The following is a 15,869-nucleotide window of genomic DNA, read 5'->3' on the forward strand; positions in this document are numbered from 1 at the left end:
AATATCGACATATACACAGGCATGACCGCAGAAGAGATATTGAACGACCCAAAACAGATAAGCGGAGAACTTCGGCTTAAAATATTGGGCCTTTACCATAAAGCCAACGCCGGTCATATCGGCTGCTCGTTAAGCTGTATCGACCTGATGATCGCGGTCCTTTTCTTGCAAAAATCAGAGGAAGACACCTTCATTTTATCCAAAGGCCACGCCGCAGCTGCGCTTTACGCGTGCCTGAATGTAGCAGGCGAGATCACAGACGAAGAACTGGACACTTTTTACCTCGACGGGACATCGCTCCCAGCCCACCCTGCTCCAAGACAATATAAGGGAATTCCTTTCGCTACCGGCTCATTGGGTCACGGCTTGCCCATCGCAACCGGCATTGCCCATGCGGCAAAGGTGAGCGGCGAAGAAACTTATTCGTTCGCATTGCTTTCAGATGGTGAAACAAATGAAGGAACAACCTGGGAAGCAGCACATTACGCAATTCAAAATCAGCTGGACAACCTTTTCATGATCATTGATAAAAATGGTTTGCAAGGTTTTGGTTCTACGGACAAGGTTTTAGGAGAAACTGCTTCTGTGGAAAAATGGAATGCGATCGGTTTTGAAACCATAGAGGTTGATGGTCACGACATTAGTGCTATTAGTCTGGCGATCGACGAATTAAAAACGCATAAAAACGGACTTCCTAAGGCAATTATCGCAAACACTGTAAAGGGCAAAGGAGTGTCCTACATGGAGAATAAATTAGAGTGGCATTATTTACCAATGAACAAAGACCAATACGAGCAAGCCACGCTGGAAGTAAAGGAACGCTACTTTAATGAATTGACGAATGCTTGACCAATTGCCGGTTTTCCGCGATAAAATAGAAAGTTTAAAAGGGCCTGTTTTTGTTTTTGGTGCAAGCGGCTTTATCGGTGCTAATCTATTCAACGAAATTTTTAAGATCCGCAAGGACTGTTACGCATTGACACACGATGCAACAAAGGCTTGGCGATTGAAATTGCTGAATGTGCCTTTTGAGAACATTGTCCATTGCGATATCCTTTCCCACAATTCTGTTCAGGAGGTTTTTGAGAAATATAAGCCGCTGACCATTTTCAACCTTGCTGCTTACGGAGCTTACAGCAAGCAGAATAATGTCAACCTGACTTACGAAACCAATGTGATCGGGACGGTCAATATTTTGCAAAACTGCTCGACCGAAATGGTTTACATTCACGCCGGGAGCAGCTCAGAATATGGCTTCAATTGCACATCGCCCAAAGAAACGGATCGCGTAGAACCGAACAGTCATTACGCTGTTTCCAAGGTTTCAGCAGCTTATTTGCTCGAATATTATGCCAAGGTTTTCAATCTTAAAACATTGAACCTGAGGCTTTACTCCATTTACGGATATTGGGAAGAGCCTGACAGGCTGATCCCGAAACTGATTGAAAATGCGAGAAAAAAGCAGCTTCCGTCGCTAGTTTCGCCTGATATAAGCCGTGACTTTGTTTTTATAGAGGATTGCGTAGAAGCGTTTCTGGATGCTGCATTGAAAATCAGCAAGGAAACTTCCGGCAAATCTTACAACATCGCAACAGGTCGCAAAACCACGATGGGCAGCCTTGTTGAAACTTCCAGAAAGACCTTTGCCATTGCGCAAGAGCCGCAGTGGGGCAGCATGTCCAACCGGAAATGGGATTTGGCTGAATGGTTTGGAGATCCAAGCGCATTTGAGCAAGATTTCGGCTGGAAAGCTAAAACTCCGCTGGAAACTGGACTGTCGAAATACAGCGACTGGCAAGCGCAAATTAAATATGAGGACCGCGTCATTCCTGCCTTTGAGAATCCGAAACTGAACCCGATCATTACTGCAATTATTGCTTGTTATAAAGATGCGCAGGCGATTCCTTTCATGTATGAGCGTCTTGTGAAGACTTTTAATGATCTGAAAGTGCGTTATGAGATTATTTTTGTAAATGACAATTCGCCTGATAATCAGGAGGAAGTGATTAATAAAATCTGCGATAAGGATCCGAATGTTGTTGGAATAAGTCATTCAAGAAATTTCGGTTCTCAGTCGGCGTTTTTGAGCGGGATGGAAATTGCAACGGGTGATTGCGTTGTGTTGATGGACGGTGATTTACAAGATCCGCCAGAAATCATCCCTGCTTTTTACGAGAAATGGATGGATGGTTTCGACGTCGTTTATGGCGTTCGCGTGCAGCGGGAAATGAAGCCGCACATTCACTTTTTTTACAAATCGTTTTATAAAGTTTTTCAGGGGCTTAGCTACATTCCAATTCCCCGAGATGCTGGTGATTTTTCAATGATTGATCGCAAGGTTGTCAAGGAATTGGTTGATTTGCAGGAAGTAGAGCAGTTTTTGAGAGGATTGCGCGCCTGGGTTGGTTTCAAGCAAACGGGCGTTCCGTATGTGAGGCCAGAAAGAATGTTCGGCGTTTCAACCAATAATTGGACAAAGAACATCTGGTGGGCAAAAAAGGCGATTTTCTCATTCAGTTTTGCACCGTTGGAATTAATGAGTTATGCAGGTTTTGCATTGACCGGATTGTCGATTTTAGGCATTATCTGGCAAATATTAGCCAAATTCGTGTTTTTCAGAGACACTCCTCAAGGAATCAGCACGGTTATTGTGCTTGTCGTTTTCTTTGGCGGGCTTACGATTCTCGGCATTTCATTCTTAGGAGAATACATTGCCAAAATTTTCGAGGAAACTAAAAAGCGTCCAAAATACATTAGAACCAAAATTCGCCGCGGCTCAAAATCATACAAAACGGCAGACGAAATCAGGACATTGGTAAAGCAATTGCGTAAATAACTTCAACCATCACACAAGCTCAACAAATTTTGAAATCTCAGATTATATTGGATAAATTCAAATCAATGTTGTCGCTTGATGGTTATTATCAAACAGAAGACTTTACACGACTATTGCATTAAATATCCCGAGGCTAAAATTGCAATTGCTGAATGGGCAAGCAAAACGGAGTCTTCGAATTGGGCCAATTTCATGGAAGTGAAATCGGTTTTCAACAGTGTGGATTATGTTGGAGACAACAGATTCGTCTTCAATGTCAAGGGCAACCAATTTAGAATGGTGGCAATGATATTTTTCAGCGTTCGAACAGTTTACATTCGTTGGTTCGGAGCGCATAGTGAATATGACAAGATCAATGTTTCAATAATTTAGAAAGCATTGCTATGAGCGTTTCGACTGAACAAGATTATAATGAGGCTTTTAAGAAAATTGACAGCCTTATTGCGGAAAATTTTGAAGATAATACGGACAAACAAAAAGAGTTTCTTGAATTGGCAAAAGCAATTCAGGACTATGAGAAGAAGTTTTATCCATTGCCTAAACCCGAGACGGTCGTGGAAATGGTTGAGCTCAAAATGTATGAGCGTAAGATTACACAAAAGCAATTATCAGCTTTGCTTGAGATAACAACTGACAAACTGTCTCAAATTTTAAATGGGAAAAGACAGCCGGATGTGACATTCTTGAAAGCAGTTTATTTAAAACTGGGCGTTGATCCAGGATTTCTACTTAGAAATGCTTAACAGCATCATCATACAAACCGAATGAGAAAAGAATTTTCAAGCGCTATGGAGCAATTGGCAGTGGAAGATGATTCTATTGTTTTTATTACTGGCGACCTCGGCTACAATGCATTGGAAAATTTGCAGGCCAAAATGGGAAAGCGATTTATCAATGCAGGCGTTGCGGAACAAAATATGATCGGCGTTGCAGCTGGCTTTGCACATAAAGGATATAAAGTTTTTTGTTACAGCATTGCTCCTTTTATCGTTTACAGATGCCTAGAACAGTTCCGCAATGATGTGTGCTTTAACAACTTACCCGTTTTTCTTGTGGGCAATGGTGGCGGATATGGTTACGGAATCATGGGCAGCAGTCACCACACGATTGAAGATTTGGCTTGTCTGAGTGGCCAGCAAAATGCGAATGTGTGGGTGCCGGCATTTGCAGATGAAGTAGAGTCCGTCATTCAGCAGATCGTTGCGGATGCCCGTCCGGCTTATCTGCGCCTGGGTGCGGGGAAAACAACGCCCGACAACAGCTACGCCAGCGGGTCATTTAAAATAATACATGCTCCTGAAACGGCTGAAATCACAGTATTTGCGCTTGGCCCGATTGCTAATAACGTCATGACTGCCCTTTCAATGGCCGATGATCTTGCAGCAAAAGTGAATGTTGTCACAGCATTGCATTTCCCATTGCAGATCAATGATGACTTGATTGAATTGATCAGAAAGGCGCCGTCTATTCTTGTTGCGGAAGAGCACATTAGCACGGGCGGACTTGCACAGCAACTTTCCATTCAATTATTGGAAAAAGGCATTTTCCCACGCAGTTTCAAAAGTTTAAAGGCAGAAGGTTATCCAAACAGTCGTTATGGCAGCCAGGGATATCACCAAAAATTGTCCGGACTAGACCCTGATTCCATTATTTCACATATTGGTCAATTAATGATTCCGGCATGACAAAAAAGGCTTTAACCGTCATTCTGAGCCTGATTTTATTGCTACCCGTCCTGATTTACTTTACGGTCTGGAATTATTATGCGATTAACATTCCCAAGTGGGACGACCACGCGCTGAAAGAATTCATCCTCTATTATGCGCATGCGACGACCTGGAAAGAAAAGATATGGTTGCTTTTCAAACAACACAACGAGCACCGGATTTCTACAACACGGCTCATCGCCTGGCTGGATTATTCAGCTTTCGGAGCGTTGAATTACCGGCATTTGATGACAGCCGGAAATCTGTTGCTGCTTGCCGTTATTCCACTTTGGTACGAACTCCTTAAAAAGAACAAAAAGCCACTTTTCGCGCTCCTCCCCATTCCTTTTCTCTGGCTTACGCTCGCCTTTTGGGAAAATATGTATTGGGGAATGGCTGCGATTCAGAACTTTGGCGTCGTAACGCTGACACTTTGGACGCTTTATCTTTGCATAAATTTCAAGACGGTCCCATATATCATTTCGCTGATTTTGGCAGGAATAACGATCCTGACCAGCGGAAATGGCTTGCTCGTGCTTCCATTAGGAGCATTACTGCTTTTCTTATCTCAAAATAGAAAGCGGTTTGCATTGTGGACCATTTTAAGTGCAGTTTATATTTTCTGCTATTTCAATTGGTATGTCAAGCCCGAATCCAATCCTGTTTCGCGGGCTTCCTTTTTTCAGCTGATCAAAGGTTATATGGCCTTTCTGGGCTCATTTGCCGAATCAATTCCTGTTGCTGATCATTTCAAAGCATGTTTTCTGCTGGGGATAATTTTGTTCCTGGTTGCTGTTTCCATTGTTTCAACGACACTTTTCCGCATCGTTCGCAATAAATACGCAAATAAGTTTGAACGCATTACAGATCTATTTTGCCTGGGAACCATTCTTTTTATACTGGCCACAGCATTGATCGTCGTTTACAGTCGTGCGGGTTTTGGGTTGGAAGGACTGGTGACAAGCCGTTATAAAATTTATTCTGTGCTGCTGCTGATCATCGCGTATTTGTATCTGGTCATTCCCATTCGCGGCAGTTTTTTATCGCCTTACATTACGGCCATTGTGTTTCTGGGCGTTCTGTTTAATGTTTTCAGTTATCACTATCATTTGGTGGACGCGTACAATTTGCGTAAAATGCTTACAACGGATCAGTTCAACTGGACTTTTGCTGACAAAGAGCTCGCCTACCCTGCCGACACTTCGTTTGCAGCCAACATTGTGGAAAAGACGCCTGTGTTTTACGACAAACTGCTTCCGCTCATTAAGCTTGCAGACAGGCAAACTTACGCAGGCAACTCGCGCGGAATGACCGAACTTTTCGACAACAGTTCATTCAAAGCCGAAAACGACAATTATGTTGTTGAAAACAGCACATTCACAAGTCAAAGATTGCAAGACAGCGGTGTCTACATTCTGCTCAGTTCAAAGAATCGATTTTATCTGTTTCCTGCATCCCGAACCAGGAATACGAGCAGAAAAGAGCTGTTTTTGAAACAATATTACTTTGCTCCGGGATTCCGCGCAGAAATTCCCTATTCAAAAATGAAGAAGGGACTTTATGATGTCGGATTGGTGCGCGTGCAAGGAGAACAAACAGCGATTTTATTTCAAAATCAGAAAGTTCAGGTAAAAGAAACTAAGGAAAATAAAGCGAAGGTAAACTGGTAAACATGCGCAGCAATTCACAAGGACACATTATCCAACTTGATGGAATCCGATTCATTGCCATTGCGCTGGTGCTTATCGAACATCTTTTTGTAGAAATAAATACAGTTCCCGTTGGCGCCACAGGCGTAACAATTTTCTTCGTATTAAGCGGCTTTTTAATTTCCCGAATTCTGTTAAAAAGCAAGGAAAAGAATTACGGAACGCCTGGCGGATTTAAAAAATATTTAAGTAAGTTTCTCATTCGCAGAACGATAAGGATTTTTCCAGTTTATTATCTGACGATTTTCCTGCTCTATGTTTTCAATGTGCCGCCGGTCAGGGAAAAGCTTGGCTGGCTCGCATTGTACGGAACCAACATTTACATGGCCTGGAACAAAACCTGGATGGGTTCCATGGATCATTTGTGGTCGCTGGCTGTTGAAGAGCAGGTCTATTTATTCTTCCCGTTTCTCATCTTTTTTATCCCAAAAAACAAGCTGGTGCCGGTTTTGGGCATCATGGGCTTGCTTAGCATTGCCTTTCGCTTTTACTATTATTTCGCTAATCCCGACTTTGCAATTGATGACTGGATTGTCACTTATGTCAGCACGCCTTCTTGTCTCGATTCGTTTGCGCTCGGCGGACTGCTGGCTTGGCTGCAAGTTTACAGGAACGATTTTTTTGTAAATCTCTTTAATAAGTCGTGGCCGGTGTTACTTGCGTTTGCAGGTTGGTTGTTGCTTCAATTCTGGTCCAAATCCTTTGATAACAGGTTTAATGTCTCGTTCGTTGTTTTGGATAGAACGGTTTCGTCCGTTTTCGGCTTTTTTCTTATTGGAAGAGCGGTGATGGGATATACTGGAATAATGGCGGCTTTCCTTGAAAATCCGGTGAGCATTTATCTGGGAAAAATAAGTTATGGCTTATATCTCTATCACAACTTTGTTTACAATCATTTTCACAGCGGTCCAATGCATCCAACTGTCCGGCTTTTCCGGAAAATATACCAATATGCTCCTGATTTAAAAGGTTCGGTTGCTTTCGAAGCGTTCGTTGTTATTACGCTTACAATTGCTGTTGCATCCATCTCCTGGCACTTTTTTGAAAAGCCAATTAATGCGCTGAAAGACAGGTACGCTTAGTAATTTTTGAGACCGATAGCCCGGTTACAGGCTTTATTTATTAATTTTGCGCAACCATACCAAATAAGTTTCTGCATGTCGTACCTTCTTAGTATAGTAATGCCCGCATACAATGAACAGGATTGTATCGAAAAGGTAGTATATAATTGGACTAATTTTCTTAAAAATAAATTTCCCAACGACAATACAACACTCATCGTAATCAACGACGGATCCAAGGATAATACAAAAGTGCTATTGGACCAATTGCAGCAAAAAGTTACCAATCTGACTGTTATTAATCAGAAAAATGGTGGTCATGGCAATGCAGTCGTGAATGGCTATCGCAAGGCTTTGGAATTGAATTCTGAATATGTTTTCCAGACCGACAGCGATGACCAATTTGTCTCCGATGATTTTGATAAATTATGGAATAAACGCAGCCAATCGCAGTTTATCCTGGGTTACCGCGAGGTGAGACATGATGCTGGCGTGCGTTTGTTTATCACAAAGTTCCTGCGCGGGACTATCTCCACGGTTTACGGGACATTCATCATGGATAGTAATATTCCTTTCCGTTTGATCAAAGGAACATTCTTGCAAAAACTCATGAATCAGCTTCCTGATCCAGAGCCATTTGCACCAAATATATTCCTATCCGTTATGGCCAAAAAGTCTGGTCAGGAATTATTTGACATCCCCATTACACATAAAGATCGTGAAACCGGAACGGTTTCGATCGTAAAATGGAACCTTTGGAAGGTTTGTATACGCAGCTTTAAAGAACTGTTGCGGTTTCGACTTGAACTCAATAATAAAGTCAAAGCGATCCGTGCTTAAAAACTAGGCTTGTGTCGAAAAAATACATTATTGCTATCCTGCTTGCTGCTGTCATTGCGGCAGCAGGATATTTTCTGTTCCAATATTCACGAGGTTCCGCAGCTGCCTGGAAGTTTATCCCGTCCAGTGCAATTGTCGTCATTACGAGTGAGCACCTTCAAGATTCCACTTACATCGCCACAGAGGCTTCTGTTGACATTAAGCGCCTTCCTTTATTAGACATCGCAAGCGATAATTTATCCTTGCTCAATTTGTTTACCAACGATCAAAAGAAACTATATAACTTCCTGAAAGACAAGGCAGTTTCCTATTCCTATCATCCCAGAACCAGCACAGAATGGGGCGTAATCATGTACATTCCCATTGCAAATGAGGAGGAAACAAAATGGTTGAGCTTGCCAAGACATCCGAATATTCGGGCACTGCACCATAACTTTCAGAATCACCGGATTACCGATATCATTGACAGCAATTCACGTCCGCTTTTCTCTTATCTGATTGAGGATCATTATCTTATCGTAAGTTATTATGGAGATTTGATTGAAGATGCCGTGCGTGCTTCTTCGATTAACATTGAATCTTTCAAGCTGAAATCCAGGTTTGCCGATATCAATGATGCTGATTATGGCACCAGCATTTATTTGCGCAATGATGCCTGGAAATCCGTTATTTCTGGTGATAATGTGAATGCAAATTTTTATGAATTTGGCAGAAACTTTCCCAATTTTCAGGATTATCACATTGACGAAGCCAAGACAAAAAGCAACCTATCCTTAAAGTCAAAAGGCACAACCCCACCCGATTATTACCTGACTGATATCGTTAAAGACATTCCGGGCGCGCCATTCACCGGTCACAAGCACATTTCTCAGCAAACTTCATTTTTGTATAGATCGGCTGTCGTTGACCGCGAGGCTTTTCAAAAAGAATTTGCCGACTGGCACAAGGGTTACAAATCAGAATCCTGGAATAAGCTGAATTATTACATTGGAAAAGAAAGCAATTTGTTGATTGACAATCTGGGCGCAGAGTTAATTTTATGTCAATTGGAAGAAAATAACAGCATTAGCGACGGCAAAATCCTGCTGGCTGAATTTTCAAATTATGAGAAACTGCGGCCGGTTTTACAAAAGCTCTCGCGCCTTGCAAACGAAGAAACCAATGTCGCCATTGACCAATATCAGGGTTATGACATTTATTCCGTGCCCATTTCCGAATTGCCCTCCGGGCTTTACGGGCCTATGTTTACAGGTTTCACAAGAAGTTACATTACTTACATTGCACCTTATCTGGTGATCAGCAACAGTTCGCAAGTCCTTCAAAACTACATTGTTGACTACGAAAACCAGATCACATGGAAGCAGTCGCCAGAATATGACAGCGTGCTCACTTCCGCACAATCCGATGCGCAACTTTCATTAATCGTTAACTTGCGCAAGGCCCAATCCAGGGCGGGAAGTGATGGAATCAAAAAATATAGCGACTTGGTTTCCAAAATGGAATCGATTGTATTTCAATGTAAATACGACGATGGTGACGCAATTCCTGAAATTACGCTTGTTGCCAAAAAGCGACAGACAGCCAGAAAAGTCCTCAACCGCACATTCCTGAACATTGACATTGAATGGCCTGACATTTTTGACTCCGAGCTCGCGGCGTTGCAAAACCCAATTGATGGCAGTTCCGAAATCCTGCTTACCGACAAGGCACATAACCTGCTCAGAACCAACAATCTGAAAGAAGGAAAAACACAAACAATCGCCAAACTAAACGGTCCTATTATAACTGCCGCTTATAAAGTTGATTTCCTTAATATCGGCAGGCAGCAACGCATTTTTGCGACAAACAGGACCGTTTACGCACTGGATGAAGACGATTCGACGACGGTTACGACATTCACTGCAACCCTGCCTTCTTCCGAAGACATTGCCGCGTTATACGCAATTGATGGCGGCGATGACGGCAGCAATCGGTTCATTATCAAGAACAACGCCGAAGAATTATTTATTTGGGAAACTGTGACAAAGCCGATCAGACGCTTGAATCACACCACAAAGTTTGAAAACATTCAAAGTCCTGTTGTTGCATTGAATCAGATTGGCAACCGGGGCTTCATCGTGACACAAAAAAACGGAAAGATATTTTTACTAAAAGAAAACGGGACAGTTCGTCCAGGCTTCCCGGTCGACATCCTGACCCGAACGGAAAGCGCGTTTACATGGACGCAAAATGCCGAAACCGGCCAGCCCGAGCTTGTCGGCGTGAGTGTGTCAGGTGAACTGATCCGCATTGGTCTCGACGGGAAAATCACTTCCCGCAAGCAACTGCTCCGCCCGGAACCAGGTTCGAAATTCAAAACACTTTTCGACCGAAATTCTCTCGACTGGATTTTAGTTAGGTCGTTAAATTCAAAAACGGCGATTATCACAAAGGATGGGAATGACCTGTTTGAGATTAAAGATATTTTACCAAATTCGATCATTCAATATCACTTTTTTGGCGTCGATAACCGCTTTATCACCATCAAATCAGGTAATTATACGACCGTTTTTGATATGACGGGGAAACGACTGGGCGATAAGGCAATTCCATCAGAAATGCCGGTGCAACTCACTTATCAGCCGGGTTACTATAAATTGCTTATATTCAGTCGGTCGGAGAAAAAGATCCAGGTCTGGTCCGTGAAATTGCGTTAACAGATATGAGGTTTTTAAAATACATTGTTTTAGTGTTGGGATGCATTGTTTGGGCCGCAGGCCTCAATCCTACCCTGCTGTCATTGGTTGGTAAATACAAATTGATCACCGATGGTTATCAGTATGGAGACCTTTACCGCATGGCAAACCTTTCCGCCTTTAAAGATCCCCGAAAAGAATGTCCGGCTTACAGTCCTCCTGCTAAAAAGCATTCTTCAAAAAGGGTTCATCTATATATTATCGGTGACAGCTTCACAGAAGAGCAGCGCGTCGGACAGCAGGACTTTTCAGTCGATAACTACACGCACGTCAAATGGTCTGATTTGCTGCATGCCAAACTGGACACTGCCGAAACGAATATTTTATTGCTGGAATCGGTTGAGCGACATTTTAGGCAACATTTAGCAACGCCGGTTTCACTGATTCTTCCGGATTCGGCGACGTTTGTTCAGCGAGTGGTTTCTTCCAAATTCATGAATCAACTGGACGACGCATTCAATGGAAAATATGCGCAGGACAGGTTTGAAGCGCTTTTGTTCCAAAACGAAGCCTTCTTGAAAGTGAAAGAATGGAAGGCGGACTTCACTTATCATTTATTTCATCGCGTTAACACGAGCGTGACGCTTGTTGATAATGACCGGAGCGTGGTTTCTTACATGGACACGGACACGCCCAATGTCACTTCCGCTTTTTCCGAAATACGCAATTCTGAGCTGGATTCGCTTGTTTTAAACTTGCAACTGACCAAAGATTCAGCATTGGCAATGGGCTTTGACTTTGTTGCTTTATCCATAATTCCCAATAAAGTCTCTGTTGTCCATCCCGAATATGATGCTTATAATCAACTAATTGAGCGCGTTTACCAACATCCGAAACTTCCTGTTCCTTATATTGATGTGCTGGGTGATTTTAGAAAAATGGGAACTGCTTCGTATTTAAAAGGAGATTCGCATTGGACCTGCGAGGGTCAAAATCTCTGGCTTAATAAAGTGAATGCATTGATTAACAGCCTCGTTGATCAGGAAAATATTTAAATGCATTGCCTGCTTATCTGACGGGAATGCATACATTTAAGTAACTAAAAAATGCAGCGTCTCATCATCGACAGATCCAATGTATGCGTGAAAATCATGGAAGTTTAAAGCTTATCACGACCAAAAGGCTATTTCTAAACATTTTTTTGCTTTTAATCGCCTCCTCCAATTTCACTTTAAATGCTCAGAATAACAAGTTAAAACCGGGCTTTGATAAATCGGAATATATAGAGCTTTTGCGCATGCATGTGCTGCTTTATGACTCTACAAAAGCCGACACGGCTAAACCTAAAACAGTAATTCCGAAACCTGCGCATTACAAACCTGTGTATGCGTCTCCCGCCATGGGATTGGACAACAAATGGGCGCTTTGGAAAAGCAATGCGCATCCGATTGCAGTCATTAACATCAGGGGAACAACGCTTAATCCGGTTGGATGGCTGGAAAATTTTTATGCAGCAATGGTGCCTGCCCGAGGCGAATTGACACTTTCAAAAGACTTCACATTTCAATATCACTTGGCCGACGACGCGAAGGCGGCTGTACACATTGGATGGCTGGTGGGCACTGCGTTTCTAGCGAGGGATATTGTGCCAAAAATCGATTCGTGTTATAAAGCGGGGATCAAAGAATTTCTGGTTATGGGCCACAGTCAGGGTGGAGCAATCACTTTTTTGCTGACCTCACATTTGTACAATCTTCAAAAGCAAAACAAACTGCCGCAAGACATTCAGTTCAAAACTTATTGCAGCGCGAGCCCCAAAGCGGGAAACACTTATTATGCTTATGAATATGAAAATTTGATTGGAGGGGGCTGGGGTTTTAATGTGGTCAATGCAGCGGATTGGGTGCCGGAAGTGCCTTTTTCCGTTCAAACTTTGGAAGACTTCAACGAAACGAACCCTTTCAAAAACATTGACCCAGTGATCAAAAAGCAAAAGTTACTGGCGCGACTGGCGCTCAGGCATGCCTACAAGCGCATGAAAAATCCAAGCAAAAAAGCGCAAAAAAATTATCAGAAATATTTGGGTGACTATGCGTCCAAAGCAATCATCAAAAACCTGCCTGAATTTCAGCCACCGGTTTATTTCAAAAGCAATAATTACGTTCGGATCGGGCCGACGATTGCATTATTGCCTGACGCTGAATATTATAAGCAGTTCCCAGACTCGAACAAAGATATTTTCGTCCATCATTTGATGGGCCCTTATTTGTATTTAATTCAGCAATACAAACATTAAAACAATAACCTGCCGACATGCGATTATCACTCCTTCTATTCCTATTAATCCTCCATTTTTCGGCTAATGCTCAATATAAAACCCGTTTTGAGACAGGTGGCGGCAAACAAACACCGACTTATGAAGAAGGAATCGCATTTTACAAGCTTCTTGCCAAAAACTTTCCCCAGATTCAGATTACTGAAAAAGGTCTGACAGACAGCGGCAAACCGCTTCATCTGGTTTTGTATTCGAAGAGCAAAACCTTTGATATAAAGAAACTTAAATCACAGCAAAAGGCGATTCTTTTCATTAACAACGCGATCCATCCCGGTGAACCCGACGGCGTTGACGCTTCCATGCTGCTGCTGCGCGACATTGCCGTCAATCCCGAGAGATTTCCAGAATTGGACAATGTTGTTTTGGCCATTATTCCATTTTACAATATCGGCGGGACATTGAACCGCAACAACACAACGCGCACCAATCAAAACGGACCGGAAGAATATGGTTTTCGGGGAAATGCCCGGAATTACGACCTTAACCGCGATTTTATCAAAAGCGATACGCGGAACGCCCGGAGTTTTGCCGCGATTTTTCATGAACTTGATCCGGATCTTTTTGCAGACACGCACGTCAGCAACGGCGCTGATTATCAATATGTAATGACGCTCGATCATGCGCAGTCGGACAAGCTTGGCGGTAAGCTGGGCGAGTTCAATGAAAAGGTTTTCTTGCCATACATGTACAAACATTTGAAGGAATCAGGCTTTGAAGCGACGCCTTATGTCAACTCCTGGGGGCAAACGCCTGACAAAGGTTTCGTGCAGTTTCCGGATTGGCCGCGCTATTCGACAGGTTATGCTGCATTGTTTCACACCATTGGCGTCATGACTGAAACACACATATTAAAGCCTTACGATCAGCGCGTTAGATCCACTTATGCTTATTTGCTGGGGAACATTAAATTTCTGGATGCAAATCGAAAGGAATTGCTGCGACTGAGAAATGAGACAAAACAATCGGTTAAAACGCAGGCAAAATTTGCTGTCAGCTGGCAGGTGAATAAGGAGAAAAATACGCAAATCGAATTCAAAGGTTACGAGCCGGAATATCTGACCAGCAAGGTTAGCGGCGCGCAAAGATTGTTTTACAACCGATCAAAGCCATTTACAAAAACAATTCCTTTTTACAACACTTACGTTCCGTTGGATGAAGTCACCAAGCCCATTGCTTACATTATTCCGCAGGGATGGCACAATGTCATTGATTTGCTAAAACTCAACCAAGTGAAAGTAAAGCAGCTTGAAAAAGATACTGAAATGGAAGTTGAGACCTATTATATCGGGGATTTGGAAACGCCTAAGCAGCCATTTGAAGGACATTACTGGCACACAAATGTCACATTAAGAACCGAAAAACAAAAGATCACATTCAAACAAGGAGATTGGTATATTCCTGTAGATCAATCAAATAACCGTTACATTGTTGAAACATTGGAGCCTAAGGGCGTCGATTCGTTTTTCAAATGGAATTTTTTTGACACCATTTTGCAGTCGAAAGAACATTACTCCGGTTATGTGTTTGAAGATCTTGCTGCCGAGCTTCTTGACAAAAATCCGGAGTTGAAGGCGAAGTTGGAAGAAAAGCGAAAAGCTGATCCTGATTTTGCCAAGAACGGCAATGCGCAACTCGACTTTATTTACGACAACTCGCCTTACAGGGAGAAAGAATACATGCGTTATCCCGTTTTTCGCCTGATGAAGTGATCGTTAAAAACGCAATCCGATATTGAAATTAAACTCCCCCGTAATGTTAATGCCGCCGTTGGAGCTGCTGAATGAGTTGTAGGTTTCCTTGTCAATGTATCTCGATCCCAATCCACCATTCAAACCGATTTGAAAGTGCGGAGTGATCTGAAAATTGACATAATTGTTGACAATAATGCCAAAACGAAAGATTTTGGTCTCTGTTCCACTGCTGGTATACATGCCCGTGTTCGGATCATATGAACCATTGTTTCGAACGCCATTTCCAAACCCGGTAAAAATAGTTGGACCAACTGCATAAGTCACTTTCCTCTGCCCAAACGGATAAATTTTCAGCCCGGGAGAGAAATAGAACATTTCCTTCTGATCACCATTGCCATCAATCGAAAAATCATAACGGTCAGGAAAAACCAGACTTAGCGGAAGAATAACGCCAAAATATCCGCGCTTGTCGGCCAGAAACTCATAACTAAAACCAAGGCCCGGCCCGCTGTCCAAGGCTTTGAAGGGAGAAAAATTAATTAAATGTCTGCCAAATGTGCTGGCTGCCTGATCTGTGACAGCTTTTTTGTTTTTAGGTAAATTGCGCTCGTCCAAAAAAACCGTTTGCCCGTTCCCAAATTCAATGCGGCTAAGCTCGCTTTTCCTGATCACAAAGTTTGCACTGCTTTCGTCAGAATTGATTTTATACGAAACGCGGTCTATCCCAACCTCGATAACCTTACCCTCGACGGTGGTGCCGTTTTTTTTAACCAAAATGTCCTGCCCGTTTGCAAGCAGAAATGTCACTGATAATAACATAGTTAGCGTAATGGACCTGATCATAATGCGATTTGGGTTGATGAATGTTGACCAAATTTAAATAATCCTTGATACTTTTGCAGAGTATATAGACTGAACGTTTAGAAAATCACTTCTGTTATATCCTTGGCTCACAACGCCTTTTAAATTATTCTGGCTGCTTAAATTAAGATTTTCGGGGCAGCTCTTTAAAAAAA

General features: G+C 42.6%; 13 protein-coding genes. 12 read left to right on the forward strand and 1 reads right to left on the reverse strand.

Translation table 11 applies throughout. From position 1 onward, the window contains the following. Positions 1-21 precede the first annotated feature (21 nt). From LZG73_RS15885 to LZG73_RS15940, 12 genes are all read left to right on the forward strand, one after another. Positions 22-849, forward strand: a complete 828-nt coding sequence (locus LZG73_RS15885; protein ID WP_233851899.1) for a transketolase — start codon at positions 22-24, stop codon at positions 847-849. After that, positions 842-2,836, forward strand: coding sequence for an NAD-dependent epimerase/dehydratase family protein (locus LZG73_RS15890; protein WP_233851909.1), 1,995 nt, complete (start codon positions 842-844; stop codon positions 2,834-2,836). The genes LZG73_RS15885 and LZG73_RS15890 overlap by 8 nt, the downstream gene beginning before the upstream one ends. 78 nt (positions 2,837-2,914) lie before the next feature. Then, entirely contained in the window at positions 2,915-3,208 is a 294-nt protein-coding gene (locus LZG73_RS15895; protein WP_233851917.1) for a type II toxin-antitoxin system HigB family toxin, read from the forward strand. Positions 3,209-3,219: 11 nt separating this feature from the next. Next, positions 3,220-3,579, forward strand: coding sequence for a helix-turn-helix domain-containing protein (locus LZG73_RS15900; RefSeq protein WP_233851928.1), 360 nt, complete (start codon positions 3,220-3,222; stop codon positions 3,577-3,579). A 21-nt stretch (positions 3,580-3,600) separates the two neighbouring features. Continuing rightward, positions 3,601-4,521, forward strand: a complete 921-nt coding sequence (locus LZG73_RS15905) for a transketolase family protein (RefSeq protein WP_233851932.1) — start codon at positions 3,601-3,603, stop codon at positions 4,519-4,521. Beyond that, positions 4,518-6,212 carry a hypothetical protein gene (locus tag LZG73_RS15910; protein WP_233851935.1) on the forward strand — a complete coding sequence of 565 codons (1,695 nt, stop codon included), beginning with the start codon at positions 4,518-4,520 and terminating at the stop codon, positions 6,210-6,212. The genes LZG73_RS15905 and LZG73_RS15910 overlap by 4 nt, the downstream gene beginning before the upstream one ends. A 2-nt stretch (positions 6,213-6,214) precedes the next feature. Next, on the forward strand, positions 6,215-7,333 hold the full coding sequence (locus LZG73_RS15915; protein WP_233851937.1) for an acyltransferase: 1,119 nt from the start codon (positions 6,215-6,217) through the stop codon (positions 7,331-7,333). A gap of 75 nt (positions 7,334-7,408) precedes the next feature. Beyond that, positions 7,409-8,152 carry a glycosyltransferase family 2 protein gene (locus tag LZG73_RS15920; protein ID WP_233851939.1) on the forward strand — a complete coding sequence of 248 codons (744 nt, stop codon included), beginning with the start codon at positions 7,409-7,411 and terminating at the stop codon, positions 8,150-8,152. Between the two features lie 11 nt (positions 8,153-8,163). Then, on the forward strand, positions 8,164-10,848 hold the full coding sequence (locus tag LZG73_RS15925) for a hypothetical protein (RefSeq protein ID WP_233851943.1): 2,685 nt from the start codon (positions 8,164-8,166) through the stop codon (positions 10,846-10,848). 5 nt (positions 10,849-10,853) lie between these two features. After that, the gene (locus LZG73_RS15930; RefSeq protein WP_233851946.1) at positions 10,854-11,882 is read left to right on the forward strand and encodes a hypothetical protein; all 1,029 of its coding nucleotides are present in this window, start codon (positions 10,854-10,856) and stop codon (positions 11,880-11,882) included. Between the two features lie 83 nt (positions 11,883-11,965). Further along, complete coding sequence (locus LZG73_RS15935; protein WP_233851948.1) at positions 11,966-13,123, forward strand: lipase family protein; 1,158 nt, start codon at positions 11,966-11,968, stop codon at positions 13,121-13,123. A gap of 17 nt (positions 13,124-13,140) precedes the next feature. Then, the gene (locus LZG73_RS15940; protein WP_233851950.1) at positions 13,141-14,871 is read left to right on the forward strand and encodes a M14 family metallopeptidase; all 1,731 of its coding nucleotides are present in this window, start codon (positions 13,141-13,143) and stop codon (positions 14,869-14,871) included. A gap of 3 nt (positions 14,872-14,874) precedes the next feature. On the opposite strand, the gene LZG73_RS15945 is transcribed toward LZG73_RS15940, so the two are convergent. Beyond that, on the reverse strand, positions 14,875-15,672 hold the full coding sequence (locus tag LZG73_RS15945; protein WP_233851955.1) for a hypothetical protein: 798 nt from the start codon (positions 15,670-15,672) through the stop codon (positions 14,875-14,877). Positions 15,673-15,869: the final 197 nt, after the last annotated feature.

It is taken from the genome of Dyadobacter sp. CY326 (assembly GCF_021390515.1).
In the GTDB taxonomy this organism is placed as follows: Bacteria; Bacteroidota; Bacteroidia; order Cytophagales; family Spirosomataceae; genus Dyadobacter.

Coding starts and splice junctions, on each gene's coding strand:
- LZG73_RS15890 (WP_233851909.1), top strand. CDS start 842: ATGCTTGACCAATTGCCGGTTTTCCGCGATAAAATAGAAAGTTTAAAA.
- LZG73_RS15920 (WP_233851939.1), top strand. CDS start 7,409: ATGTCGTACCTTCTTAGTATAGTAATGCCCGCATACAATGAACAGGAT.
- LZG73_RS15895 (WP_233851917.1), top strand. CDS start 2,915: ATGGTTATTATCAAACAGAAGACTTTACACGACTATTGCATTAAATAT.
- LZG73_RS15910 (WP_233851935.1), top strand. CDS start 4,518: ATGACAAAAAAGGCTTTAACCGTCATTCTGAGCCTGATTTTATTGCTA.
- LZG73_RS15930 (WP_233851946.1), top strand. CDS start 10,854: ATGAGGTTTTTAAAATACATTGTTTTAGTGTTGGGATGCATTGTTTGG.
- LZG73_RS15945 (WP_233851955.1), bottom strand. CDS start 15,672: ATGTTATTATCAGTGACATTTCTGCTTGCAAACGGGCAGGACATTTTG.
- LZG73_RS15935 (WP_233851948.1), top strand. CDS start 11,966: ATGCGTGAAAATCATGGAAGTTTAAAGCTTATCACGACCAAAAGGCTA.
- LZG73_RS15940 (WP_233851950.1), top strand. CDS start 13,141: ATGCGATTATCACTCCTTCTATTCCTATTAATCCTCCATTTTTCGGCT.
- LZG73_RS15915 (WP_233851937.1), top strand. CDS start 6,215: ATGCGCAGCAATTCACAAGGACACATTATCCAACTTGATGGAATCCGA.
- LZG73_RS15905 (WP_233851932.1), top strand. CDS start 3,601: ATGAGAAAAGAATTTTCAAGCGCTATGGAGCAATTGGCAGTGGAAGAT.
- LZG73_RS15885 (WP_233851899.1), top strand. CDS start 22: ATGACCGCAGAAGAGATATTGAACGACCCAAAACAGATAAGCGGAGAA.
- LZG73_RS15900 (WP_233851928.1), top strand. CDS start 3,220: ATGAGCGTTTCGACTGAACAAGATTATAATGAGGCTTTTAAGAAAATT.